Origin of the sequence: Metabacillus sp. Hm71, from assembly GCF_051842955.2 — a bacterium.
GTDB lineage: Bacteria > Bacillota > Bacilli > Bacillales > Bacillaceae > Metabacillus.
Genome location: NZ_CM200278.1, coordinates 813,828 through 837,109, shown reverse-complemented (window position 1 = coordinate 837,109; position 23,282 = coordinate 813,828). Strand labels below are relative to the sequence as shown.

The following is a 23,282-nucleotide window of genomic DNA, read 5'->3' as shown; positions in this document are numbered from 1 at the left end:
ATTCACAAGGAAAATTGACGTATTTTTTACAAAACAAGCATTTCTCCCTATAACCATTCTCCTATAAACGGCCATGTATATTTATGTGTCATTCAGAAATAATGATGTAATATGTTAAATATTTCTTATCGTTTCCTCAGCACCCTCACGTTTCACGGAAATTCTCAAATAATCTTTTCCAGATGCACCTGATAATTCAAAATTAACGTCTTTGATTCAAGTTTTTGAATAGATGTGTGGTAAGATACGATAGAGTAGATAAATAAATCTAATATGGTGAGGGTATTAAGCATGAGATTAACAAATTACACAGATTACTCTCTTAGAGTTTTAATATATTTAGCGATGAAACCAGAGGGTGAGCTATCGAATATAAAAGAAATTGCTGAGGCTTATAACATTTCAAAGAACCATTTAATGAAGGTCACCTATGAACTCGGCAAAATGAATGTAATTGAAACCATTCGCGGTCGCAATGGCGGCATCCGCCTGGCCCACTCTCCAGAACAAATTAATGTCGGAGAGATCGTCCGTAAAACCGAGGAAGATTTTCATATTGTGGAATGCTTTGATGCAGATCATAATCATTGTGTGATCTCACCTGTCTGCGGATTAAAGCATGTCCTCAATAAGGCCTTACAAGCTTATCTAGCCGTGCTTGATGAGTATACCTTAGCTGATTTGGTTAAGAATCAGCATTCCTTATTAACTTATTTTTCTCTTGGTGAAAATAAGTAATAATAAGAAGACGCTTCTACAAAGGAGCGTCTTCTTTCTTTTCAAGATTTACTGTAATAAGCTTACCTGTCTTTGGATTAAACACAACATTCACATAGACAATAAATTGCTTGTCTTTTTCCTTTACTTTCACATGAAAAATATCCTTTGATTCCTCTTCATTAACTTCCTCTCGGTTTACATATTTATAATCGATGAGCTGGGATTCCGGATATTTTTCTTTTACAGCTGATAAAGCAATTTTACTCCACTTCTCATAGTCAACATTTTGTTCCCCATACGCTTTCATTCCTGCTGTTAAAATAACCATTAATGCGACAATTGTGAATAGGACTTTTGAAAATGATATTGATTTCATAACATCCTCCATAGTTGCTTTTGCTATGAAATTAATTTGTCCTAAATCGTTTGATCCTATTCGACTTTCATTTCAAAAATTCACTCTCTGCATACTTTGCTAAAATGAGTCCCACTTCCTTGTTTCGTTCCCACTCTTCAGGCAAGACAGATAACGGCGGGCTTGTTTCATAATATGGCGGGCTCACTTCGATCGTAAGAGCAGGTCTTTTATATCTTTGAATAAACCAATCGGTAAACCCTCCGCCAACAGCATTCGCTGGAGGATAGTCAATTTCATATCCCGTTGCATGTGCAACCTGCTCAATTATTTGATAATCACGGAAAAGATGTTCAAGCTCATTAAAATAGTACCAATAAATCATCTGTCCAGAGGTATGGTAAGATGCAGCTATAAGAGGTTGAATTTGTTCAGTAAAGCTAACCAGTGCCTTTGCTTCCTTTGCTTCAAGAGGTTTTTTCCCTTTATAACGAGAATATGAGGCATATTCTTGACTTCCCTCAATATTCTCCCACCCCGCAGGATATTGGCGGTTAAGATCCACTCCGAGTCCATTTGCTTTCCATCTTGAAAAGCCTTTTCTCCCTTTATTCATATCCATATATACGTCCTGTAATAAAAAGGGGAACCCCTTTATTCCTTCCTGCTGTATCGTTACCCCATCAGGGTTCACCATCGGGACAAACCAAATCGAAATATGATCTAAAATCTTCAAACAATTTCCATATAATAATTGCTTTTGATCATAAGCTGATGCGTATTCCTTCATCATGTTCATGATGATATGAGTTGTCAGCCACTCACGTCCATGATGACTTCCTGATATAAGAATAGAACGTTCACCTTTACCAACTTTAACAGCCAAAAGCTCTCTTCCAAATTCGGAATGTCCAATCGTTTTTAATTCCAACTGATATGTTTCAGCTAAATCAGTTAATTCATTCTTCATGGATTCATATGTATAAGGTTCAGCAGCCTCGATAACGTCTTGATTCATTCCTAAAAAAACCAACATAAAAAGTATGAACAACCTTTTCCGCATTTTATAGATAACACCCTTTTTTTATCTTTTCTTAACTATCCCATTTTATAAAGGGAATCACTACCACAGCTAATCTAACAACAACACCAAGTTTTTCACAGTAAAAAAAGCCTTAATTCGCACACAATAATCATATCTCCTTAAGAGGGAGGAAATGAAATGAACAATGTTGATTATGATAAAGCCTTGTATTACACACATCGTTCACAATGGGATAACCTTCTTATCCTAATGGTCCGTACAAAGGACGATTTTTTATCAAAGAAAATTGAACATTTTTTACATGCCTATAACTTTGAACATGACTATAAAGAAGTCGAAAAACAGTTATATGCATTACTAAGATATATTGATCACGCTGTTGAAACTCCAGAACTGGAATATGCATATCAGATGTGATAGCACAAAAAAGAGGCTTCACTACAAAGTATTTCCCATACTTTGTAATTCAGCCTCTTTTTTACACTTTAAGAAAGGATAAATTGGCAGCGAAGAAGGAATTTCGACGTAGTGGCCAATTTAAAGTATAAAGTATAAGTGCAACTTCGCCTCTGTCTTCGCCTTTCAGGCTCGCCAGTCGGCGAGTTTTCTTTATTGATTTAACACACGACGTGCGTTTGTGTATACTGTTAATTCATCAATTAATTGCTTAACAAGCAGTGCAGGTTCAGTTTTAATTTCCCTGTTTTCATAATCAAAGCAAATTGGATCTAAAACAAGTTGCTTCGGTATCACATTTGCATAAACACCGCGCATCACTGTTCGCATATTATTTAAGGCATTTATCCCGCCTTTTCCGCCGCCGGCAACTGCAATTAGCCCTACAGGCTTATGCGCAAACTGTTCGCTGCTAAGAAAATCTAATGCATTTTTTAACGCGCCGCTCATACCGCTATGGTATTCAGGAGATAATAAAATAATCGCATCTGCACTTACAACTGCTTGCTTTAATTCATTCACTACTTGCAGCTGTTTTTGCTCCTCTTCTCCATTAAATAATGGTAATTCCCGTTCACTTAAATCGAAGTATTCAGCATTATAGGTTGCCGCTATAAACGATGCCGCTATTCTTGTTCTTCCGGTTTTTCTAGGACTTCCATTTACGACTAAAAATTTCATATCATTAACTCCTAACTTTCGTTTTCTAAATACCCATTTTTTACAGCATATAATGCAGCCTGGGTACGATCTGCCAGCTGCAGCTTAGATAGGATATTTGATACATGTGTTTTCACAGTTTTTTCAGTTATAAATAAGGACGAAGCAATTTCCTTATTGCTTTTCCCTCTTGCAAGCTCGTTCAAAACTTCTTTTTCCCGATTCGTTAACTCACCTATTTTTGAGGATTTTTGACTTGCCCCCATCGATAAATGTGTCATAACATGTGATGTTACCTTAGGGTGGAGTTTACTCTCCCCTCTTAACACATCCCGAATCGTTTGTACCAAATCATCAGGTTCTATATCTTTCAACTGATAGCCAGAAGCCCCTGCACGAATGGCTGGAATGACATGATCCTGATCGGCATAACTAGTTAAAATGATAATCTTTACTGAATCGTTAAGCTCTCGAATGGCTTTCGTTGCCATCACACCATCCATTTCAGGCATAGACAAATCCATTAAAACAACATCCGGTTTTAGCTTAGCAACTAACTCAACCGCTTCTTTCCCATTTTTTGCTTCACCAATTACCTCAATGTCTTTTTGTGTTTTAAGAAAAAATAATAAACCCCTGCGAACGACATGATGATCATCCGCTATTAATATTTTTATTTTTGACATAGTCAGCCCCCCTTTCACAATGGAATGATGATTTTAATCATCGTACCTTGACCAGGTGCACTTGTCAGGTTAAAGCATCCACCTAATTTCATGACCCGATCCCTCATACCTTTAAGACCCAAAGTTGGAATAGACGTTGTTTCATCATAATTAAACCCGTTCCCTTTATCTCTGACAATCATTTCCACTGTTTGCTTTGAACGTGTAATGGATAGATAAACCTGATTGGTTCCAGCATGTTTTTTACAATTATTTAATGCCTCCTGCCCAATTCGCCAAAGCTCCTCTTCGATATGGCATGGCAACGTACTAACACCAGAAATGTCCGACTCTATTCTTAATCTTAATACATTTGCATAATTTAATAGGGCTGCAGCAATTCCATTTTCCAATCCTTGCGGCCGCAGCTGCCAAATGAGCGCCTTCATCTCTGTTAATGCTTCCTGTGATAGCTCCTGTAAATAAGTAAGCATTTCTTGTATATCCGGCTGATTGGTCATTTCCTTCGTGCCTCTTGCTGTCAACATAATGGAAAACAACAGCTGATTGACAGAGTCATGCAAGTCTTGAGCAAGCCTGTTTCGTTCTTCGATTAAGGCATGTCTTCTTTCCTTTTCTACCAGCTGATTACGTTTTATGGCCGTACCGATTTGGAAAGCAACAGCCTCTAATAATGCGAGCTCTCCATCGGAAAAATGTGTTTTCTTTGGTGCAGCAACATTTAACAAGCCAAACTTTTCTTTGCCCGCCCTCAACGGAACGGTAGCATGATGTGTAATTCCCCTCGTCTCTCCCCATTTGTGTTCAATCACATCTTCAATTCGTTTGCATGAAATAATATTGGCAGCTGTTTTCAAACGTCCATCCTTGTAACGATCAATACACCAGCAGCCGCCTGTACACAAAGGCTGTTTCCGGTTCCAAGTTAAGCCTTCCGGTAAAGAATAGTCTGCGGCTAATTCATATTCTCCCTGCTTGTTAATTAAGAAAATCCACCCTGCATCAAGCTCGATCAGATGAAGCAATTCCTTTAAAACATCCCTTAACATATCCCTTACATCTGTTGCTTCGTTCAGCTTTTCAGCAATTGTTTTTAACGTATTTAATTCATGTATCCGATTATCACTCATGCAAGCCTCTCCCAGCCCCAATGTTTTCTACTTTTATTATAACAATTCTTATCAATTACGACCTTCTCAATCCGTATGAATTTACCCTAAGACTTTTGGAGTAGGGTTAAAGCAAATAAAAAGAAAAAGCGGACAAATAGGCTTGTCCGCTTTCTCCTTTTTATTTACTCAATTCTGCAATTAAATCATTTACTTTTTCCATTACTCCTGTTTCCAGTGTTGCAAGCTGCTGTTCACTTTGTTCGAGTGAATCACTCTTAACGCCAAAGTAGAACTTTGCTTTCGGCTCTGTACCTGATGGTCTTACACAGAACCAAGAATTATCCTCAAGTGTGTATTTTAACACGTTAGAGCCTGGCAGATCGATCTTTTCAGTGGTGCCAGCTAAAACATTTTGACGCTCGCTTGTTTTATAATCTTCGATTGTTGTAATTTTTTTGCCAGCAACTTCTGTAGGAGGATTTGTTCTGAAGGAATGAAGAATGCTTTGAATTTGTTCGGCTCCTTCTTTTCCTTTTAATGTTAATGACTGCAGTCCTTCCTTGTAATAGCCGTATTGTTTGAAAATTTCCAGCAACCCTTGATATAAGGTTAATCCTTGCTTTTTATAGAAGGCACAAACTTCTACAGCTAATAGTGCTGCTTGTACCGCATCTTTATCACGTGCGAAATCTCCGATTAAATAGCCATAGCTTTCTTCATAGCCAAACTGGAATTCATATTGTCCAGTTCTTTCATATTCGTTGATTTTCTCACCGATAAATTTAAATCCTGTTAATGTATCAATTGTATCTAAGTTATACGATTTTGCGATCTCACGGCCAATTTCAGATGTCACAATCGTTTTTAACACAACCCCATTGCTTGGAAGAGTTCCATTTGCCTTTTTCTCAGAAAGCAAATAATGAAGCAGCAATGCACCTGTTTGGTTTCCTGTTAATACAACATACTGTCCCTCATTATTTTTTACGGCAACTCCAAGGCGGTCAGCATCAGGATCTGTTCCGATCAGAATATCTGCATCAATTGCTTCACCATCACGAATCGCAAGTGTGAAAGCTTCATGCTCTTCTGGATTAGGAGATTTAACTGTAGAGAAATTAGGATCTGGAAGCTCCTGTTCCTTTACAACCGTTACATTTTTATAGCCCAACGCTTCTAACCCGCGGCGAACAGGCTTATTTGCTGTCCCATGTAATGGTGTAAAAACGATTTTTACATCCACTTCAGTTGATAAAGAAGGGTTAACAGAAATCGTTTTTAATTTTTCTGTATAGGCTTGGTCAATTTCTTCGCCGATCATTTTGATTAGACCTTGTGCTTTTAATTCTGCCTCTTCTTTCACCTCAACAAGCAATTCGTCCTCTACTTTATTGACATAAGAGATCACGGTATCAGCTGCTGCTGGGGGCAATTGGCCTCCATCCTCACCATAAACCTTGTAGCCATTATACTCTGGCGGATTATGACTTGCTGTTACAACAATTCCTGAAAATGCATTTAAATAACGAACTGCAAATGAAAGCTCTGGAGTAGGGCGTAATTCTTCAAATACATATGTTTGAATGCCGTGTGAAGCTAATGTCTTAGCCGCTTCCATTGCAAATTCCGGTGATTTGTGGCGAGAATCATACGCAATCGCTACACCGCGCTTTTTCGCTTCTTCACCAAATGAATCTATGTAAGTTGCCAATCCTTCAGATGCTTTTCGAACAGTATAGATATTCATTCGGTTTGTACCAGGTCCAATCTCACCGCGCATACCGCCTGTTCCAAATTCTAAGTCCTTGTAAAAGCAATCTTCTAATACTTTGGCATTTCCTTCGATCGTACTTAATAACGTTTGTAATTCTTGATCTAAATCCTGCTTATTTTTCCAACGTTGATAGCTTTGTTCCCAGCTCATCTTTACCTCCTGGATTCTTCATAGTATTCTCCCCGAAATAACATTCCTATTTTAGCATATTCTTGGACTTTCCACATACTTGAATTTCTACAAATTCCAACAGATTTGGTGATGTTCTGAGGAAGTTTATAGGCAGAAGTTATTTTAAAACAATGTTGGGAAGTATGGCAAAGATTGATAAGCAACATTCAACTTATTTTTTATTTTTTCAGCATAATAATTAATCGACAAAAGCCGACATTACGTGGAAAAGTATAAAAAGGGTCAGTCCCCGAGTTGATTGAGGACAGACCCTTTTGATTACTTGTTCTTTTTATAATGAATGGAATAGATATCATGTCTGCGGTCCTTTAATTGATTAACCGTACCGGATTGGCGCTGGCGTCTTAAGATCTCCAAGTCTACATCTCCGATGGCAACCATTTCAATATTCGGATTGCATTCAACAACAATGCCATCGCGGGCAAATTCAAAATCTGAAGGTGCGAAAACAGCAGATTGTGCATATTGAATATCCATATTTTCGGTTTGCGGCAGGTTGCCGACAGTTCCAGCGATCACTGTATAAATTTGATTTTCAACAGCACGAGCCTGCGCACAATACCGGACTCGCAAGTAGCCTTGGCGGTCTTCCGTACAAAACGGAGTAAAAATGATCTTCGCTCCTTTATCTGTCGCAATCCTTGCAAGCTCAGGAAATTCAATGTCATAGCAAATTTGGATGGCAATTTTTCCGCAGTCAGTATTGAACACTTTTACTTGATCGCCTCTGCTAATCCCCCACCATTTACGTTCGTTTGGCGTAATATGAAGTTTATATTGCTTTTCAATTGTCCCGTCTCTTCTAAATAAATAGGCAATATTGTAGATTCGTCCTTCTTCCTCTACAACATGTGATCCGCCAATGATGTTGACATTGTATCGTACTGCTAACTCGGTGAATAGCTCGATATATTCTTCCGTATACTCAGTCAGCCTTTGTATCGCTTTACTTGGTACTTTTTCATCAAGGAATGACATAAGCTGTGTTGTAAAGATTTCTGGAAAAACAGCAAAATCGGAACCGGCATCTGAAGCGACATCTGTGTAATACTCTACTTGCTTCGCAAATTCCTCAAAAGAATTAATTTGCTTCATCATATATTGCACAACACAGATCCGAACGGGATGAGATGTTTTATAAAATCGTTTTGTATTTGCATGATAATCAACATTATTCCATTCCATAAGTGTTGCGTATTTATAAGAGGCTAAATCATCCTGCAAATAATTAGGATTAATTCGCATTAACGTAAACCCGTTTAATAATTGGAAAGAAAGAACTGGATCATAAATTTTATGTAAGGTTACTTGCTGAACATATTGTCTTGGTGTTAATTCGTCTGCATATTTATAATAATTAGGAATTCTTCCCCCAATAATAATACTTTTTAAATTCAGCCTTCTTGCAAGATCCTTTCTTGCTTCATATAAACGGTGACCGATTTTCATCCTGCGGTAGTTTGGATGGACCATCACTTCAATTCCGTACATATTATAGCCATCAGGATTATGGTTTGTAATATAGCCGTTATCTGTAATATCATCCCATGTATGACGGTCATCGTATTCATCAAAGTTAATTAACAAGCTGGAACAGGAACCAATAATTTTTCCATCTAATTCTGCACAAAACTGCCCCTCTTGAAAATGTTCAAGATGGCTTTCTAAATGCTCTCGCTTCCACGGTGTCATTCCTGGAAAACATTTCGTTTGCAGCTTTAAAATTTCATCAATGTCACTCTCTTCAATATTGCGTATAACCATTTTCTTCTCAAATTTAGATAAATCTAGCTTTTCCGACATAATGGGTACTCCTCCTGATCTAATTTCAGTATATTTTACCCTTTATTGCTTATCTAAAAACGAGATTAATTCCTTTAATTCCATATGTGCCATTGATTCTAAGCTATGATCCACTTCGCAAAACGTTAAATCCTTTGTGACAGTGTTTGGAACTGTAACACATTTCATCCCCGCTCGCTTTGCTGCTAAAGCGCCATTTGCCGAGTCTTCAAAAGCGATACACTCGTCAGGCCTTACCCCGAGGCATTTGGCAGCTTCCAGATATAGTGCTGGATCAGGCTTTACGTTTTGGACCTGGTCTGATGTACGGATACATTCAAACCGCTCTAATAGGTTTAGTCTTTTTAAGTGTGATGACACCCACTCGTAATTAGAGCTCGATGCCAGGCCAACCTTGAGACCTAGAGTTTTTGCAGCATCTAAATAGTCCACGACACCAGGCCTTTCCTTTTCTTCGACGATCCTTTTCATAAACAGTTCCTTTTGGCGTTGTGACAATTCATTGTGATCAAGTGTTTTCTTCGCCTGCTCTTCAAGATATGTGTAAGGATTAAAATCAGACTTCGTTCCGATCAATTTCCCCCAAAGACTTAAAGGCAATTCACAGTTATGCTCAGCAAAGATTTCACATAAGACTTCATATTCATGGGTTTCCGTATCTAAAATCAATCCATCAAAATCAAAAATTATCGCTTTTATCATATCGATCACCTCTACCTCATTATACAGAAATTAACATTACTTTTCATTTTTGAGGTGTAGGCCTAATTCAGGAAGCCTGCTATGAGACTTTTCTTTGGTTCACTTACTGGTTTTTGTCCTTTATACGCCTTCTATGGGACTCTTTTTGGGTTCTCATACTGGGTTTTGTCCTCTATAAGCCTTCTATGCGACTTTTTTTCAGTTATCTCAATGGGTTTTGTCCTTTATACGCCTTTTATGGGACTCTTCTTAGGTTCTCTTATTGTGTTTTGTCCTTTAAATGAAAAAGAGGACTGACATCGTCAGCCCTCAAGGAGATTTCTGCTTAAGTTGTTTTGTTTGGTTCAGAAATGTTTGTTAAGGCTGCACCTGCAGCTTGGTCTGACAATTGGTTCGTTGCAAGGTCACCTAATGCAACGATACCAACTAGTTGATTGTTTTCGACAATTGGCAAGCGACGGATCTGATGCTGTGCCATAATCTTTGCTGCTTCAGCAGCAGACATTGATTTGTGTCCTGATACAAGGTTAGTGGACATAACCTGTGAAACAGGTGTATTACCATCAAGTCCTTGTGCAGTTGAACGAACCGTGATGTCACGGTCAGTTACAATTCCTTTAAGCTGACCATTATCAACCACCGGGATTGAACCAACATTATCTCTACTCATTAATTCTGCTGCTTCTTTAATCGTTTGATTAGAAGAAATCGTGTCAACATTTGTTGTCATACATTCCTGAATTGTATTATTCAACATCATCATCTCCTTTCGTACATAGTTTGAACAGATTGCTGTACTTTATTTATAGAAAATTTTCTCGGGAATAGTAACGGATAATTCGTTTTCTTGTATAGATCATTTCACTTCTGTTCACAATCTATACATTTTACAGATCATACAGATTACGACTATAATTTAAGAAAACATTATCACTGTGAGGAGATGTCATGTCGAGTACTAAGGAAAAGCAGATTGAAAATTTATTATCCATCGGCTGGATTGCTTCATTTATTGCTACATTAGGCAGTCTCTATTTCTCAGAAATATTACAATATACACCATGTGATCTTTGCTGGTATCAGCGAATATTTATGTATCCTTTAGTCATTATATTAGGTGTTGGCGTATTTAAGAAGGATGCTTCAATTGCGCTTTATTCACTTATTCTGTCAGCCATTGGCGGCTGTATTTCCATTTACCATTACAGCATCCAGAAGATCGACTTTTTGGGGGAAAAATCGATTTCTTGCGGGATTGTCCCTTGTACAGGTGAATACATCAATTGGCTGGGATTTATTACGATCCCGTTTTTGGCACTTGTCGCATTTATCATTATTTTCTCCACAAGCTTACTAATTTTAAAAAAGGCAGGTCGTTAACTTGAAGAAAATACTTATATTTGGTGCAATCATAGTCATTTTATTTGGGGCACTCGCATTCATCACTACCTATCAAAATAAACAACAAGTAGAAGGAAATGTATATGGAAAAGATAATCTTAAGCCAGCAACTATTGATCAACTAGATGACCCGAATTATCAAAACATTATCCTTCCGGACGAGTTGGAAGCAAAGCTGGAAAAGAAAGAGGAAACCATTGTTTACTTCTTCAGTCCAGAATGTACACATTGTCAGGCAACAACCCCTGTTCTTATGCCTGTTGCAGACGAGGTTGGTGTTGAGATTGACCAATTTAACTTGTTAGAATTTGAGGACGGCTGGACCCAATATGGTATTGAGTCAACACCAACGCTTGTTCATTACAAGGATGGAAAAGAGGTTGCCCGCAGTGTAGGTTCAAATACGGAGGAATATTTCCGTAATTTGCTGACTGAATGGGAAGCTAAATAAACATGTAAAAAGAGGATGTTCTAAGGGTCAGACCCTTTTGAAACATCCTCCTTTTTTGTTAAATGATTAAGTTATTTGCCGGTTTTATAAACTGACTAAACTCCCCATCCTGACTTTCAGCTTCTTTGAATTGAGAAAAAGACAGCGGAAAAAAATAGCCATATTCATTTAAATTATGACTGTTTCGTTCAAACATTTCTTGATATTCTTTTTCATGCTTGCAATCGTCAATATGATCAAGCACCGCAATAACCGCTTGAAGGCTTGAAATAATATGAAAGGCATCCTTTAAAGTCCCATTATACATTTGATCAGATTCTTGCGGCTGTAATACCTTTTGTCCTTTTAGCAATTTAATTTCTTTGTCTGGAAAAAATCTCGGAAAAATCTCCGTATATAATTGTTCAACAAGTTCATCTATATGACGCTCTTGTTCCTCAGTTGACGCTACAACAACCTTCATTTCAATCACCCTTTTTATTCTTCCTATCAATTCTTCTTTATCTTGAACTACTGTAAGCATACCATAGTATATTCGGTCATTTTAGAGGTAAGTGTTACCGGAACTAGATTGTACATCCAATATTGGTTCTGTATACTTTTTAAAGAGAAATGAAAACATATAAGGTTGGTGGAATTCTTGAAACGAGTGGGTGAATGGCTCGAAATCAATATCCCGGAAAACTGGGCAAACCACACCGTCTTCCATATTCTAACTAAAGAACTTGGCGCTTCAAAAGCCCTCGTTCAAAAATGGAATCAGATGAAGGCCATTAGAAAAAATGATCAGCAAGCAGATGTAAATCATAGGCTTCATATCAATGACAGCTTATCCTTGCATTTATTTAAAACCGAGGATTATGGTGTAATTCCAGAGCAGCTTCCTATTGAAGTCCTTTATGAGGATGACCATATGCTGATTGTGAATAAACAGTCAGGTATCGATACACACCCAAATGCGCCAGAACAAACAGGGACATTGGCAAATGGCATTGCCTATTACTATCAAATGAACGAACAACAACTCAAAGTAAGGCATATTCATCGACTTGATAAGGATACATCGGGAGCCATCATTTTTGCTAAGCATGACCTGGCCCATACATTATTGGATAAAGCTCTTGAGCAAAGAAAAATTAAACGGACCTATATCGCTATAGCTGAAGGCAAGCTTGCTCAAAGAAAAGGAACGATTGACAAGCCGATTGGAAAGGACCGTCACCATGCGACACGAAGAAGGGTATCACCTGCCGGTCAGAGGGCGATAACCCATTTTCAAGTCAAACATTATATCCCTGATCAACAATTATCAATTGTTGAACTCAGGCTTGATACAGGAAGAACTCATCAAATTCGTGTGCATCTAAGCTCGATCGGCCATCCGATTATTGGTGATGTGCTATATGGGGCGAAAAAGCGAATCATGAACAGACAAGCACTACATGCTGCAAAGGTGACACTTATCCATCCCTTAACTGGAGAAAGGGTCGAGGTTGAAGCTGAATTTCCAAAGGATATGCTTCCCTTCCTTTGAAAAAGGGCAAATGTTCACTAATTCGATGATTTATTTTTGAAGAAGACGACTGATTGATCTACGAACTTTATTTGACAAACAAAGGCACCACATTTTCCGAGAATTATTTCCTATGGTTCACGGATTATGTGGTGCTTTTTGCCTGAATTTCTGATTTAATAAAATATTTACAGTACATCAACATGAAGTTAATAATTTATTGATAGTTTGTACATAGGCAGGATTTTCTCGGTACTTTAACATCAATATTTATAATTGGAGGTTTCATATGTTACAAAACATAGGTATACCAGGACTGATCTTAATTTTAGTTATTGCATTAATTATTTTTGGCCCTTCAAAGCTACCGGAAATTGGACGTGCTTTCGGATCAACCTTAAAAGAGTTTAAAAAAGCAACAAATGATTTAGTAAATGGTGACAAAAAGGATTCAGATAACGAGGAAGATGATAAAAAGCTTCATGCGGTTGAAAGTGCAAAAACGAAAACTGGAAGCTAACATAAGTTGATGTAGGCAGGAATAATCCATAACTTGCTTACATCTTTTTTCTCTTATGATGAATTCGAATCTTTCTTTTTTACGGAAAGGAGCAATGGAATGGACTTAACAGAAAAGAACGTGATTGAACACTTGAGTGAGCTGCGGAAAAGGATCATTATTACCTTGAGTTTTTTCCTCCTCTCCCTCCTTGCCTCCTTTATCTTCGTAAAGGACATTCATGATTTTTTAGTAAAAGACCTTCATGATAAATTAGCCATTTTGGGGCCAGGAGATATTCTTTGGATTTATATGGCGATCGCAGGTTTTAGCGCGATTACCTTAACGATTCCTGTTGCAGCTTTGCAAATATGGCTTTTTGTCAAGCCTGGGTTGAAAAAAGAGGAGCAAAGGGTTACGTTAGCATTTATTCCTGGAATTTTTATTTTATTTCTTTCAGGGATTGCCTTTGGTTATTTTGTATTATTTCCCATCGTCCTGTCGTTCCTGCAAAGCCTTGCTGGAGATCAATTTGAAACCTTTTTTACAGTCGATAAATATTTTCGTTTTATGATTAATCTTACTTTACCTTTCGGATTTTTATTTGAAATGCCCGCGGTTGTCATGTTCTTAACAAGACTAGGTATTATTAATCCGCAGAGGCTAGCAAAAACAAGAAAGGTCTCTTATTTTGTTTTAATCATCATTTCTGTTTTTATTACACCTCCTGATTTTATATCAGATATTTTAGTGATTATCCCTTTATTGCTGCTCTATGAGTTCAGCATTACCTTATCAAAAATTGTGTACCGTAAGAAGATTTCTCTCGAACAAACCATGCTGCAATCAAATGAAAAAACAGCCTGAGCTTTCTCACTTCTTCAGGCTGTTGTTTACTATTAAACACTCTTTTTCTTGGCATAGATAATGTAACGTTGCGGAGCATTGCCAACATAGCTGAACGGATAGCAGGTTGTTAAAAGAAGCTCCTCTGTTTCATTTTGTAAGGTGATAATGCTGACATCATCTGCTTCGACAATTTTTGTTTTCGTGATTTCATATTCAAAGCTGCCATATGGCAAACCAATTTCGAGCGAATCACCGATTTTAAGCTCTCCAGCTCTGCGAAAGACAGTATCCCGATGTCCTGATAGAACAATTTGTCCATTTTCACCCGGATAATAACTGCCTTTATAGTGGCCTACACCTTTTTCGAGATCATCAGGATCTGTTCCCTCCACAATCGGCAAATGCGCATTTAGCCTTGGTATATGTAAGATCCCAACCGCTTCCCCTACCGGCGGTTTAAATGCCCCATTCTTATCCTTAAACACTTCTTTAGCAGGCGGAGATTCAACCATTGCTTGAGCTTCCTCTAATGATTTTGACGTTTGCATTTTGGTATTAACCATTTCCCAACCAGCATATGCCACAATACAAAGGCCAACAACAATTAATAAATAGGATAGCTTCTTCATCTACCTTCCACTCTTTCTTCTATTAATAAGTTCATTATATCACAGAGAAGATGTCCTTTATTAAAAGAGCAGAGTAAATAGGGGGTTTAATTGTTAAATTTTTGTAAATGCCGATCATTCCGATAACTAACTGTGAAACTAATTTATAAAATTTCCGTTATCCCTTTAATTTCCTTTAACATTTTTTCTCTCGTTTCCTTATCAACATGGGGCACGGAAAATAAGAATTTATGTGTGATCACATTGATTCCGCAATAATCAAAAATCCCAACATCCATTGACGTTTCCATGGATGAAACAAGCTGGTTGGGCTTCATAAACTCTTCTGTTTGGCTGGTCGTTTGCAATATGATGGCTCGTTTCCCTTTAAGAAGACCGTCAATCTCCCCTTTTCCAAATCTAAATGCAAATCCATTTGTAAACACACGGTCAATATACCCTTTCAGAATTGCTGGCATGCCGCACCACCAGGTAGGAAAAATAAAGACGAGGTTTTCCGCCCAGGTTATCTCATTTTGTTCTTCCAAAATGTCTTTAGGAAGCTTAGTTTGATAAAACTCTGTATGATTATCCTCTGTTAATAGTGGATCAAATTTCAGCTTATAGAGATCCCGTATTTTAACCTCAAAATTTCTCTTGGTTAAATGTTCTTTTACCTCACTGCAAATAGCATGATTAAAGCTATCCTCATTAGGATGTGCCAATATGATGAGCGTTTTCATACAAGCCTCCAAACGTTATTTTTTTCTAGTATGGATCTTTTCGTGGCCTGTATTCATAAAAAAGCTTTACAAATAATGATTGTTCAACAGGAACATGGCATAAAAGTCTGGTTGAGGTCATATTGCCGGTTATTTGCCTGCATGCTCATTCTCCCTACTCCAGTATGAGCATGTCCAATTTCGATTATATATGGATTATGTTTCAAGATCTTCAATTGGCAATAAAATCTTCACTTTTGTACCAATATTCACCTGACTTTTAAACTCGATGGTTCCTTTATGATTTTGAATCATTTTATAGCTGATCATTAAGCCTAAACCGCTGCCTTTTTCCTTATTGGAGTAAAAGGGTTCCCCGAGAGTATCCAGCCTTTCCTCGGCAATCCCAATGCCCTCATCTTCAATGAGTATATAGACAAATTGATTCTTTTCTTTGCCGAGCTCAATAGAAATGGTTCCGCCATTTGGCATCGCCTCAATCGCATTGTCTACGATATTTCTCAATACTAATTTAATCTGACTTTCATCACAAAAAATGGAAACAGAAGGATCAGCGACTTTTAATGAGAACTGAATATTTAACAGGCTTACCTGATCCTTTATGTCAGACAAAACCTCCTGAAGAAGTGTATACAAATTCTTTTGCTCCCGCTTTATTTCATGATGCGGATTTGCAAGCAGCAAAATTTCAGTGATAAAATTTTCAATTTGCTTCAGTTCTGACAATAAAAGATCCTGAAAAGGAAACTGAGTGTCATTTATTAACTGCATAAAGCCTTTAATACTTGTTAGCGGGTTTCTTATTTCATGAGCAATACTTGCAGCTAATTGCCCTACCGCTGCCAGCTTATCTGCTTTTCTAAGGAGATCTTCCTTCATTTTTGCTTCCGTTATATCCTCGGCAACCCCTGCGATTTGATTGATTGATCCGTCCTTATTTATGATTGGTACGACGCGATGACGTATCCAACGCATTGACCCATTTGCATGAAACATGCGGGATTCAAAATCTACTCTTTCCTTACGATTATTAAAACTTTTCAGGGTGAAATCAAGATCATCCGGGTGAATAGCGTTTAGCCATAGCAAAGGATTTTCGCTATACTCCTCAAAGGTCCTCCCTGAAAAATCATGCCATGTCGAACTCAAGTATAAAAGCTTCTCTTCATTTAAATCATACATCCAAAAGGCTTCTTTAATATTGTTCACAATTTGTTGAAAGCGATCTTGACTTTCCTTCAGCTTTTTTTCTGATTGGATTCGCTCAACTTCATTTCCAATCCATTGGGCCATTAATTGCAAAAACTCTAAGTCTGTATAACTTATTTTATAAGCAGCCTGTTTATCAGATAAAAAGCAAAACGTTCCATAGAATTGATGATTGACAAAGATTGGTGCTCCGATATACTCATTGATTTTGAAACCATTAATATTATATGGAGTTTGTTTAAGATGAATCGGCTCTAAAGCTTCAGCCACTTTGGATGAACAGGTTTCTTCCAATGGAAGTTGATCTCCTGATTTCAGAAAGCCTGTCTCAGTTTTGGCCTCCAAAACCTTATACGTTCCATCATTGATCCGGGAAACAATCCCGTGGGGCATCTGAAACCGTTCACAACCTAATTCCAAAAGATTTTTTAACTTTTCCTGAAAACCCAGTTCAAGATTACTAGTTACTTCATGCAGAATCCTGATTGATCGTTCACTAATGGTTTTCTCCATTAAGTCTGCCTTTAAATCAATTTCTGCTTTGACCCAATTGCTTAAATCGATTAATGTTTTTAAATCTTCATCACTGAACGAACGGGGCTTTGTATCGATAATACATAAAGTACCTAATACATTATTATTTTTTGTTACAATCGGCGCACCTGCGTAAAAACGGATATTGTATTCTTTTACAAGTCGATTATGAACAAATCTCTCATCCATTAATGAATCCTGAACAACCATTGGGTTCTCATCAACCACTACATAATGGCAAAAAGCAGCACTTCTTTCAGTTGAACGCGAATCCTTCAAGTTCTCAGGTAAACCAACGCAGGATTTAAACCACTGTTTATCCTCTGTTATTAACGTAATGAGAGAGATAGGAACGTTAAAAAGCTTGCTTGCCAATTTTGTAATCCGGTCAAAAGATTTTTCTTCAGGAGTATCAATGAGATTAAGATGATATAGTTCTGTTAATCTCCTCTGTTCTTTTTCTAAAAAAGAGGAGCTATTTTCATTATACATACCCTCTAGCTTAAAAATAGAAATCACTCCAAACATTTAATCACATGTACCCTATCCGAAAATTCTATGTTTAGAAAAACTTGGCTTATCGCCAAGTCCTAATGGCGAAAGCCTTAGTTTTTCTTATACTATCATCCATAAAATCTTATACTTCTAATAGTATAAAAATACAGCATCCCTTTAGGGTTTATTGGCCAATGAGATATAAAAATTACCTTACTTTTCAAACTATATTTATCCTACCATATTTAAAAGTAAATACTTGAGGTACTATTGTACTAGTGAGAGAAAAAACAAAAACTGGAACCTATTATTGTCCCAGCCCCTATTGTACAAAATGTTTAAAGTTCCTATATGAGATAAAAGACCTTTAATAAACAAGAACAAAAGCGCAAGCGCCTTGGTCATCGCCGTACAAACTGGAGGAACATCGACTGAGATAAAGGAAACACGGTAAGCGAAGCGAACCGATGTTGACTTATCGTAGGGAGATGATCTGAAGTTTGATAGGCGATAGGCGCTGGCAGTCAAAAACGCGACGTCCTGTCGCACTGACTGCACTTGCACATCCTGTGTTTCGGAGCTGGATGTCGCAGTGCTTATCCACAGTTCAATGAATTTTATAATTTCCTAAACGAAAACAAAGGCTGCCAAGAAGTCAGTTTTCACTAACTTCCTTTGACAGCCTTCACACAAATTATTGTCCTAATTCAGCTAATACTTCTTCAATTTTTGCAAGTTCAGATTGTAAACCGCCGCCGCTTAAGTACCAAAGTGGACCATCTAAGTATATGATACGATTGTTTTTATAAGCTGTCGTTTGCTTAATAATGTCGTTTTCCATGTCTGCTTCAATGCTAGATTTGTTACCATTTGTTGCCGCTGTGCGGTCGATTACGAATAATACTTGTGGATCAAATTCTAAAATTGCTTCGAATCCGAAGTTTGAACCGTGTGATGAAGCTTCAATATCTTCTGTTACAGGTTTGAAGCCATATAGATCATAAATGTAACCGAATCGAGAATTTGGTGCGAATCCTGATAAATTCCCTTCGTTGTACATCGTAACCAATGACGTTTCATAGTTACCAGCTAAAGCTTTAATTTCTTCAAAAGCTGCATCAAATTTAGCTAGGTATTCATCAGCTTCAGCTTCTTTACCAAACATTTTAGCTGCGGTATCTACAGAAGCTAAGAATGTGTTCCAGTAATCATCTTGTGAAGTACCAACGAATACGACTGGAGCGATTTCTTTTAATTCTTCATAGAAGGCAGATTGACGACCAGAGATAAAGATGACGTCTGGTTCAAGTGCTGCGATATCTTCAAGTAAAGGGGTTTTTAAATTACCAATGTTTGCATACTCATCACTTTCATATTCTTCAAGGTGAGCCGGTAAGCTTGAGTCTTTAGCAACCCCTACGATCCCTTCAACTCCAAGAGCATCTAATGTATCTAACATACCATAATCAAATACGGCGATTTTTTCCGGCATCTTTTCAAATGTAACATCCTCAAAACTAATTGTACCTGCTTCTTCACTTTCGGTTGAACCAATTGTTGGAGATACAGTCATTGGATAAACAGGACCTTCTCCTTCTTTAGCTTCTTCTGTTCCTGCTGCTTGATTTTCAGCTGCAGTCGTTTCATTTTGTTCTTCTGTTGAAGCTTCTTCATTAGAACCACATGCAGCAAGCATTAACAACATAGCTACTAGTACAATGGCTAAATTCCATTTTTTCATTTGCCTTACTCTCCTCTTATCTATTTATTTTTATCATTAATGATTATCATTATCATTGATAACGATTGTCATTATAAGATCATTTAATCATTAGCCTCAATACATTTAAAAAATATATTAGACAATTTCGAATAACAATACCTAGAGAAAAACATTATACTTGATAGATATTTTCTCTAGGCTGGTCTTTACTGCTGGCTCACGTATGTGAATTGAAGTATACACAAATACGGCATCCATTTTGTTCTTGAATTGGAATATCCATATCGTAAATATCCCGCAGTGCATCCGAATTAATAATCTCATTTGTTAATCCGTTTTTAACAAGCTTACCGTTTTTTAATGCAACAATGCGGTCTGAATAAACAGATGCAAAATTAATATCATGCAGGACAATGATCACTGTTTTCCCAAGTTCATCTACAAGCTTACGCAAAATCTTCATGATTTGAACAGAGTGCTTCATATCCAGGTTATTTAAAGGCTCGTCAAGCAATACATAGTCCGTATCTTGCGCGATAACCATCGCAATAAACGCACGTTGTTTTTGCCCGCCCGATAATTCATCTAAAAACTTATCCTGCATCTCTGTCAAGTTCATATATTCAATTGCTTGATCAACAAATTTTTCATCCTCAGCTGTAAGACGACCTTTTGAATACGGATAGCGCCCAAATGCAACAAGCTCACGTACCGTTAATCGAACATTAATAAAGTTTGCTTGCTTCAAAATCGAAACTCGCTTAGCAAACTCAGACGACTTCCACTTTTTCACATTATTTTGATCAAGTAATACTTCCCCTGTATCTGCTTCTAATAATCGGCTCACCATGGAAAGAAGTGTCGATTTACCGGCCCCATTTGGTCCGATAAACGATGTAATCGTCCCCGGCTCAATTGTGACAGATACGTCTTCTACAACAGGTTTCTTACCAAATCGCTTCGTTAATCCCTTGATTTCAATCATCCTGCTGCCCTACTTTCCTTTAATAATAAGTAAATGAAGTAAATACCACCGATGAAGTTAATAATGACACTTAGCGTTGTCCGTAATTCAAAAATATGTTCAACAAGGAACTGACCACCGACTAATGCAATAATACTAATCAAACTTGCTCCTAAAATTAATATAGAGTGCTTATACGTAACTAAATATTGATAAGAAAGATTCGCCACGATTAAGCCAAAAAACGTAATCGGGCCAACAAGTGCTGTGGATGTCGCAATTAAGACGGACGATAAAATTAAAATATTCATTACCATACGGTCATAGTTAATACCTAGGTTAATCGCATTTTCACGACCAAGTGACATAACATCCAGCTTATCCATAATCGAATAACCGTAAATAAACGCAATAATTAATATAGCAATTGAAATATATAATAAATCAGCCTTTACATTTGCAAAGCTCCCGAATAAACGAGATTGCAGACTTAAATATTCAACCGGATCGATCAGTACTTGCAAAAATGTGACAAGACTTCCTAAAAGCGCACCTAAAATCATTCCTATTAAAAGGAGTAAATAAATAGGATGCTTATCCGCTCGGAATAAGAAACGATATAATAGGATAGCAAATAAAACCATGGCAAAAATCGCTGCACCGAAATTTAAATATTTATTTAATACCCAAATCGACATTGACCCAGCAAAGAAATAAATTAATGTTTGTACGACTTCGTACATCGAGTCAATGCCCATTACAGAAGGTGTTAAAATACGGTTATGTGTAATTGTCTGGAACACGACTGTTGCATACGCAATCGCAACCCCTGTTACAACCATTGCCGTCACACGAATCATACGTCGTGGGAAGGCATAATCAAAGCCGCCTTTTATATCATAAAACCCGTATAACAAAATACAAATAATGGCAATTACAGCTAATAATATCAACTTCGTACTATTTCGCATATGCTCTCCCCCTAAATAACATAATTAAGAAGATCGCACTGCCGATTACTGCTACAGTTACATTAACTGGAATCTCATAAGGGTGAATAACGATTCGGCCAATAATGTCACATATTAATAGGAAGACAACCCCTAATACTGCCGTATGCGGAATTGTTTTCCGTAAATTATCACCTAAATAAAGAGAGACAATATTCGGTACGATTAAACCTAAAAACGGAATAACCCCGACTGTTAGTACAACTGTTGTCGAAATAATCGCAACAAGGATAAGACCTATATTTAACACAAGCTTATAGCTTAAGCCTAAGTTTTTCGCGAAATCTTCGCCCATACCTGCGACAGTAAATTTATTTGCATAAAGATACGCTAAAATGACAGCAGGAATACTTACATATAACAATTCATAACGACCCGCAATAATTAAGGTGAAACTCCCCATTAACCAAGAAGAAATATTTTGAATAAGATCTTCTTCATATGCAAAAAACGTTGTAATCGATGATAATATATTTCCGTACATAATCCCGATTAACGGGACGAAAATGACATCTTTAAATTTAATACGATCGAGAATTTGCATAAAAATTAAGGTGCCAGCTAAAGCAAATCCAAAGCAAAAAATAATTTCTTGCATATATGTTGTATTTGTAAAAAACAGCATAGAAATTAAAATTCCTAGTTTTGCTGCATCTAACGTACCAGCAGTCGTTGGCGATACAAATTTATTTCGACTTAAAGACTGCATAATTAAACCCGCAATACTCATTCCTGCTCCCGCCAAAATAATCGCCAATAAACGAGGTACTCGACTGATCAAGAAAAGCTGCGTCTTATCCGAATTCCAATCGAGCAAGTCACTTATCTTGATATCAATCGCACCTATAAAAAGCGAAATACATGACAGGATGATCGTCGCAATCACTAACATCCATAATCTCATATGTAATCCTCATTACGTATTTATTTTCAGCATGACAATTGGAAAACGATTATTATTCCAAGTGATAACTTTGTTTAACTATATTTGATAATCATTATCATCGGACTCAAAAAAAAAATGAGCTTGTTTTGATTCAAGTTCGTTATCAATGAGATTGATTATCAACTACATTATTTAATGTATCACAAAAAATATTTAGTGGAAAGTACTATTTTTGTAATATTTTTATTAAATAAATCAAGTTCACAAAATTTCCAAATATTTATTTACGCAGGTTCCATTTTTCTATTAATAATGAGACGGCATAACAAATCCCCCCAATGTAAACAGACTTTTATCTGTCCACTTCGGAGGGATCAATCCTATCATATACGTATCCTCTAGAGTTTTCTAATCATTTCCCTAATCGTTTCTGAGATATCCATATCCTTTTCACGACAATATTGGCTAAGCTTTGCGTATGCCTCATCATCCAGTCGTACATGGATTGAATGATTAAACTTGTCTGAATCAAGCTTTTTCGGCCTGCCTCTCGCTATTTTTCTTCTGCCAATTTCATCCTTCCACACGTTGATGATGACATAGCCATGCTTTTCAATCCAATGGTCACAATCATTTTCTTTCCACATTTTATTTGCTCTTTCTTTAAATTCATTTTTAAATGTGGTCAGCTCTTCACCTTCCAAACCTTTCATGACTGCCTTTTCCATCGCCTTATGCTCAATAAATTGCTGGAATTGAGTATATGATTTAAATGTAAGTTCCTTCATTTTCCCTCTCCTGAAATACGAAAAGCGCAAGGCGCTAAGCATTCGGCGACAAGCATAAGGCGAATAGGAATAGAAGGTGTTCTTTACCTTCAATTCCTATTTGA

At 37.2% G+C, this 23,282-nt stretch carries 25 protein-coding genes; 7 read left to right on the top strand and 18 right to left on the bottom strand.

Features of this window, described 5'->3' with window-relative positions; translation table 11 throughout:
* Positions 1-291: 291 nt before the first annotated feature.
* On the top strand, positions 292-738 hold the full coding sequence (locus ACSVDH_RS04235; protein WP_439248559.1) for an RrF2 family transcriptional regulator: 447 nt from the start codon (positions 292-294) through the stop codon (positions 736-738).
* Positions 739-754: 16 nt separating this feature from the next.
* Here ACSVDH_RS04235 and ACSVDH_RS04230 read toward each other — a convergent pair whose 3' ends face one another.
* The gene (locus ACSVDH_RS04230) at positions 755-1,096 is read right to left on the bottom strand and encodes a DUF3889 domain-containing protein (protein WP_439248558.1); all 342 of its coding nucleotides are present in this window, start codon (positions 1,094-1,096) and stop codon (positions 755-757) included.
* A gap of 67 nt (positions 1,097-1,163) precedes the next feature.
* Positions 1,164-2,111: a M14 family zinc carboxypeptidase gene (locus tag ACSVDH_RS04225; RefSeq protein WP_439248557.1), complete on the bottom strand. Its 948-nt coding sequence runs from the start codon at positions 2,109-2,111 to the stop codon at positions 1,164-1,166.
* Between the two features lie 186 nt (positions 2,112-2,297).
* Here ACSVDH_RS04225 and ACSVDH_RS04220 point away from each other — a divergent pair, with 186 nt between their 5' ends.
* Positions 2,298-2,537 (top strand): YhdB family protein, encoded by a 240-nt coding sequence (locus ACSVDH_RS04220; protein ID WP_299092751.1) that lies wholly within the window; start codon positions 2,298-2,300, stop codon positions 2,535-2,537.
* A gap of 192 nt (positions 2,538-2,729) precedes the next feature.
* On the opposite strand, the gene ACSVDH_RS04215 is transcribed toward ACSVDH_RS04220, so the two are convergent.
* The 7 genes from ACSVDH_RS04215 to ACSVDH_RS04185 form a co-directional block, all read right to left on the bottom strand.
* The gene (locus tag ACSVDH_RS04215; RefSeq protein WP_439248556.1) at positions 2,730-3,257 is read right to left on the bottom strand and encodes an NADPH-dependent FMN reductase; all 528 of its coding nucleotides are present in this window, start codon (positions 3,255-3,257) and stop codon (positions 2,730-2,732) included.
* An 11-nt stretch (positions 3,258-3,268) separates the two neighbouring features.
* Positions 3,269-3,922 carry a response regulator gene (locus ACSVDH_RS04210; RefSeq protein ID WP_439248555.1) on the bottom strand — a complete coding sequence of 218 codons (654 nt, stop codon included), beginning with the start codon at positions 3,920-3,922 and terminating at the stop codon, positions 3,269-3,271.
* Positions 3,923-3,936: 14 nt separating this feature from the next.
* Complete coding sequence (locus tag ACSVDH_RS04205; protein WP_439248554.1) at positions 3,937-5,052, bottom strand: GAF domain-containing sensor histidine kinase; 1,116 nt, start codon at positions 5,050-5,052, stop codon at positions 3,937-3,939.
* A gap of 160 nt (positions 5,053-5,212) precedes the next feature.
* Positions 5,213-6,958 (bottom strand): phospho-sugar mutase, encoded by a 1,746-nt coding sequence (locus ACSVDH_RS04200; protein WP_439248553.1) that lies wholly within the window; start codon positions 6,956-6,958, stop codon positions 5,213-5,215.
* A 300-nt stretch (positions 6,959-7,258) separates the two neighbouring features.
* Positions 7,259-8,803: a GNAT family N-acetyltransferase gene (locus ACSVDH_RS04195; RefSeq protein WP_439248552.1), complete on the bottom strand. Its 1,545-nt coding sequence runs from the start codon at positions 8,801-8,803 to the stop codon at positions 7,259-7,261.
* Positions 8,804-8,845: 42 nt separating this feature from the next.
* Entirely contained in the window at positions 8,846-9,505 is a 660-nt protein-coding gene (locus ACSVDH_RS04190) for an HAD family hydrolase (protein ID WP_439248551.1), read from the bottom strand.
* A 325-nt stretch (positions 9,506-9,830) separates the two neighbouring features.
* Complete coding sequence (locus ACSVDH_RS04185) at positions 9,831-10,262, bottom strand: CBS domain-containing protein (protein WP_299092764.1); 432 nt, start codon at positions 10,260-10,262, stop codon at positions 9,831-9,833.
* Positions 10,263-10,453: 191 nt separating this feature from the next.
* Between ACSVDH_RS04185 and ACSVDH_RS04180 the strand changes: the two genes are divergently transcribed.
* Both ACSVDH_RS04180 and ACSVDH_RS04175 read left to right on the top strand, forming a co-directional pair.
* On the top strand, positions 10,454-10,885 hold the full coding sequence (locus ACSVDH_RS04180; RefSeq protein ID WP_439248550.1) for a disulfide oxidoreductase: 432 nt from the start codon (positions 10,454-10,456) through the stop codon (positions 10,883-10,885).
* A 1-nt stretch (position 10,886) separates the two neighbouring features.
* Complete coding sequence (locus ACSVDH_RS04175) at positions 10,887-11,357, top strand: thioredoxin family protein (protein WP_439248549.1); 471 nt, start codon at positions 10,887-10,889, stop codon at positions 11,355-11,357.
* Between the two features lie 58 nt (positions 11,358-11,415).
* On the opposite strand, the gene ACSVDH_RS04170 is transcribed toward ACSVDH_RS04175, so the two are convergent.
* Complete coding sequence (locus ACSVDH_RS04170; protein ID WP_299092793.1) at positions 11,416-11,820, bottom strand: DUF5365 family protein; 405 nt, start codon at positions 11,818-11,820, stop codon at positions 11,416-11,418.
* Positions 11,821-11,997: 177 nt separating this feature from the next.
* Here ACSVDH_RS04170 and ACSVDH_RS04165 point away from each other — a divergent pair, with 177 nt between their 5' ends.
* From ACSVDH_RS04165 to tatC, 3 genes are all read left to right on the top strand, one after another.
* Entirely contained in the window at positions 11,998-12,891 is an 894-nt protein-coding gene (locus ACSVDH_RS04165) for an RluA family pseudouridine synthase (RefSeq protein ID WP_439248548.1), read from the top strand.
* A 268-nt stretch (positions 12,892-13,159) separates the two neighbouring features.
* Complete coding sequence (gene tatA, locus ACSVDH_RS04160) at positions 13,160-13,390, top strand: twin-arginine translocase TatA/TatE family subunit (protein ID WP_299092769.1); 231 nt, start codon at positions 13,160-13,162, stop codon at positions 13,388-13,390.
* 99 nt (positions 13,391-13,489) lie between these two features.
* A complete protein-coding gene (gene tatC, locus ACSVDH_RS04155) occupies positions 13,490-14,236 on the top strand; it encodes a twin-arginine translocase subunit TatC (RefSeq protein ID WP_439248547.1) in 747 nt (248 codons plus the stop codon).
* 32 nt (positions 14,237-14,268) lie between these two features.
* Here the strand turns inward: tatC and srtD are convergent, their stop codons facing one another.
* The 8 genes from srtD to ACSVDH_RS04115 all read right to left on the bottom strand — a co-directional run bounded on the left by srtD (position 14,269) and on the right by ACSVDH_RS04115 (position 23,178).
* A complete protein-coding gene (srtD, locus tag ACSVDH_RS04150; protein ID WP_439248546.1) occupies positions 14,269-14,847 on the bottom strand; it encodes a class D sortase, LPxTATN-specific in 579 nt (192 codons plus the stop codon).
* A 143-nt stretch (positions 14,848-14,990) separates the two neighbouring features.
* Positions 14,991-15,569 (bottom strand): NAD(P)H-dependent oxidoreductase, encoded by a 579-nt coding sequence (locus ACSVDH_RS04145; RefSeq protein ID WP_439248545.1) that lies wholly within the window; start codon positions 15,567-15,569, stop codon positions 14,991-14,993.
* Positions 15,570-15,764: 195 nt separating this feature from the next.
* The gene (locus ACSVDH_RS04140; protein ID WP_439248544.1) at positions 15,765-17,840 is read right to left on the bottom strand and encodes a GAF domain-containing protein; all 2,076 of its coding nucleotides are present in this window, start codon (positions 17,838-17,840) and stop codon (positions 15,765-15,767) included.
* Positions 17,841-18,501: 661 nt separating this feature from the next.
* Entirely contained in the window at positions 18,502-19,548 is a 1,047-nt protein-coding gene (locus tag ACSVDH_RS04135; protein WP_439248543.1) for a siderophore ABC transporter substrate-binding protein, read from the bottom strand.
* 199 nt (positions 19,549-19,747) lie between these two features.
* The gene (locus ACSVDH_RS04130) at positions 19,748-20,515 is read right to left on the bottom strand and encodes an iron ABC transporter ATP-binding protein (protein WP_439248542.1); all 768 of its coding nucleotides are present in this window, start codon (positions 20,513-20,515) and stop codon (positions 19,748-19,750) included.
* Entirely contained in the window at positions 20,512-21,465 is a 954-nt protein-coding gene (locus tag ACSVDH_RS04125; RefSeq protein ID WP_299092778.1) for an iron chelate uptake ABC transporter family permease subunit, read from the bottom strand. Before ACSVDH_RS04125 ends, ACSVDH_RS04130 begins: the two co-directional genes overlap by 4 nt.
* On the bottom strand, positions 21,455-22,408 hold the full coding sequence (locus tag ACSVDH_RS04120; protein WP_299092781.1) for an ABC transporter permease: 954 nt from the start codon (positions 22,406-22,408) through the stop codon (positions 21,455-21,457). Before ACSVDH_RS04120 ends, ACSVDH_RS04125 begins: the two co-directional genes overlap by 11 nt.
* A 380-nt stretch (positions 22,409-22,788) precedes the next feature.
* The gene (locus ACSVDH_RS04115; RefSeq protein WP_439248541.1) at positions 22,789-23,178 is read right to left on the bottom strand and encodes a ribbon-helix-helix protein, CopG family; all 390 of its coding nucleotides are present in this window, start codon (positions 23,176-23,178) and stop codon (positions 22,789-22,791) included.
* Between the last annotated feature and the right edge of the window lie 104 nt (positions 23,179-23,282).

What these genes read in the sequence shown, in the direction of transcription:
- ACSVDH_RS04235 (WP_439248559.1), top strand. Translation starts at nt 292, where the DNA reads ATGAGATTAACAAATTACACAGATTACTCTCTTAGAGTTTTAATATAT.
- ACSVDH_RS04230 (WP_439248558.1), bottom strand. Translation starts at nt 1,096, where the DNA reads ATGAAATCAATATCATTTTCAAAAGTCCTATTCACAATTGTCGCATTA.
- ACSVDH_RS04225 (WP_439248557.1), bottom strand. Translation starts at nt 2,111, where the DNA reads ATGTTGGTTTTTTTAGGAATGAATCAAGACGTTATCGAGGCTGCTGAA.
- ACSVDH_RS04220 (WP_299092751.1), top strand. Translation starts at nt 2,298, where the DNA reads ATGAACAATGTTGATTATGATAAAGCCTTGTATTACACACATCGTTCA.
- ACSVDH_RS04215 (WP_439248556.1), bottom strand. Translation starts at nt 3,257, where the DNA reads ATGAAATTTTTAGTCGTAAATGGAAGTCCTAGAAAAACCGGAAGAACA.
- ACSVDH_RS04210 (WP_439248555.1), bottom strand. Translation starts at nt 3,922, where the DNA reads ATGTCAAAAATAAAAATATTAATAGCGGATGATCATCATGTCGTTCGC.
- ACSVDH_RS04205 (WP_439248554.1), bottom strand. Translation starts at nt 5,052, where the DNA reads ATGAGTGATAATCGGATACATGAATTAAATACGTTAAAAACAATTGCT.
- ACSVDH_RS04200 (WP_439248553.1), bottom strand. Translation starts at nt 6,958, where the DNA reads ATGAGCTGGGAACAAAGCTATCAACGTTGGAAAAATAAGCAGGATTTA.
- ACSVDH_RS04195 (WP_439248552.1), bottom strand. Translation starts at nt 8,803, where the DNA reads ATGTCGGAAAAGCTAGATTTATCTAAATTTGAGAAGAAAATGGTTATA.
- ACSVDH_RS04190 (WP_439248551.1), bottom strand. Translation starts at nt 9,505, where the DNA reads ATGATAAAAGCGATAATTTTTGATTTTGATGGATTGATTTTAGATACG.
- ACSVDH_RS04185 (WP_299092764.1), bottom strand. Translation starts at nt 10,262, where the DNA reads ATGTTGAATAATACAATTCAGGAATGTATGACAACAAATGTTGACACG.
- ACSVDH_RS04180 (WP_439248550.1), top strand. Translation starts at nt 10,454, where the DNA reads ATGTCGAGTACTAAGGAAAAGCAGATTGAAAATTTATTATCCATCGGC.
- ACSVDH_RS04170 (WP_299092793.1), bottom strand. Translation starts at nt 11,820, where the DNA reads ATGAAGGTTGTTGTAGCGTCAACTGAGGAACAAGAGCGTCATATAGAT.
- tatA (WP_299092769.1), top strand. Translation starts at nt 13,160, where the DNA reads ATGTTACAAAACATAGGTATACCAGGACTGATCTTAATTTTAGTTATT.
- tatC (WP_439248547.1), top strand. Translation starts at nt 13,490, where the DNA reads ATGGACTTAACAGAAAAGAACGTGATTGAACACTTGAGTGAGCTGCGG.
- srtD (WP_439248546.1), bottom strand. Translation starts at nt 14,847, where the DNA reads ATGAAGAAGCTATCCTATTTATTAATTGTTGTTGGCCTTTGTATTGTG.
- ACSVDH_RS04145 (WP_439248545.1), bottom strand. Translation starts at nt 15,569, where the DNA reads ATGAAAACGCTCATCATATTGGCACATCCTAATGAGGATAGCTTTAAT.
- ACSVDH_RS04140 (WP_439248544.1), bottom strand. Translation starts at nt 17,840, where the DNA reads ATGTTTGGAGTGATTTCTATTTTTAAGCTAGAGGGTATGTATAATGAA.
- ACSVDH_RS04135 (WP_439248543.1), bottom strand. Translation starts at nt 19,548, where the DNA reads ATGAAAAAATGGAATTTAGCCATTGTACTAGTAGCTATGTTGTTAATG.
- ACSVDH_RS04130 (WP_439248542.1), bottom strand. Translation starts at nt 20,515, where the DNA reads ATGATTGAAATCAAGGGATTAACGAAGCGATTTGGTAAGAAACCTGTT.
- ACSVDH_RS04125 (WP_299092778.1), bottom strand. Translation starts at nt 21,465, where the DNA reads ATGCGAAATAGTACGAAGTTGATATTATTAGCTGTAATTGCCATTATT.
- ACSVDH_RS04120 (WP_299092781.1), bottom strand. Translation starts at nt 22,408, where the DNA reads ATGAGATTATGGATGTTAGTGATTGCGACGATCATCCTGTCATGTATT.
- ACSVDH_RS04115 (WP_439248541.1), bottom strand. Translation starts at nt 23,178, where the DNA reads ATGAAGGAACTTACATTTAAATCATATACTCAATTCCAGCAATTTATT.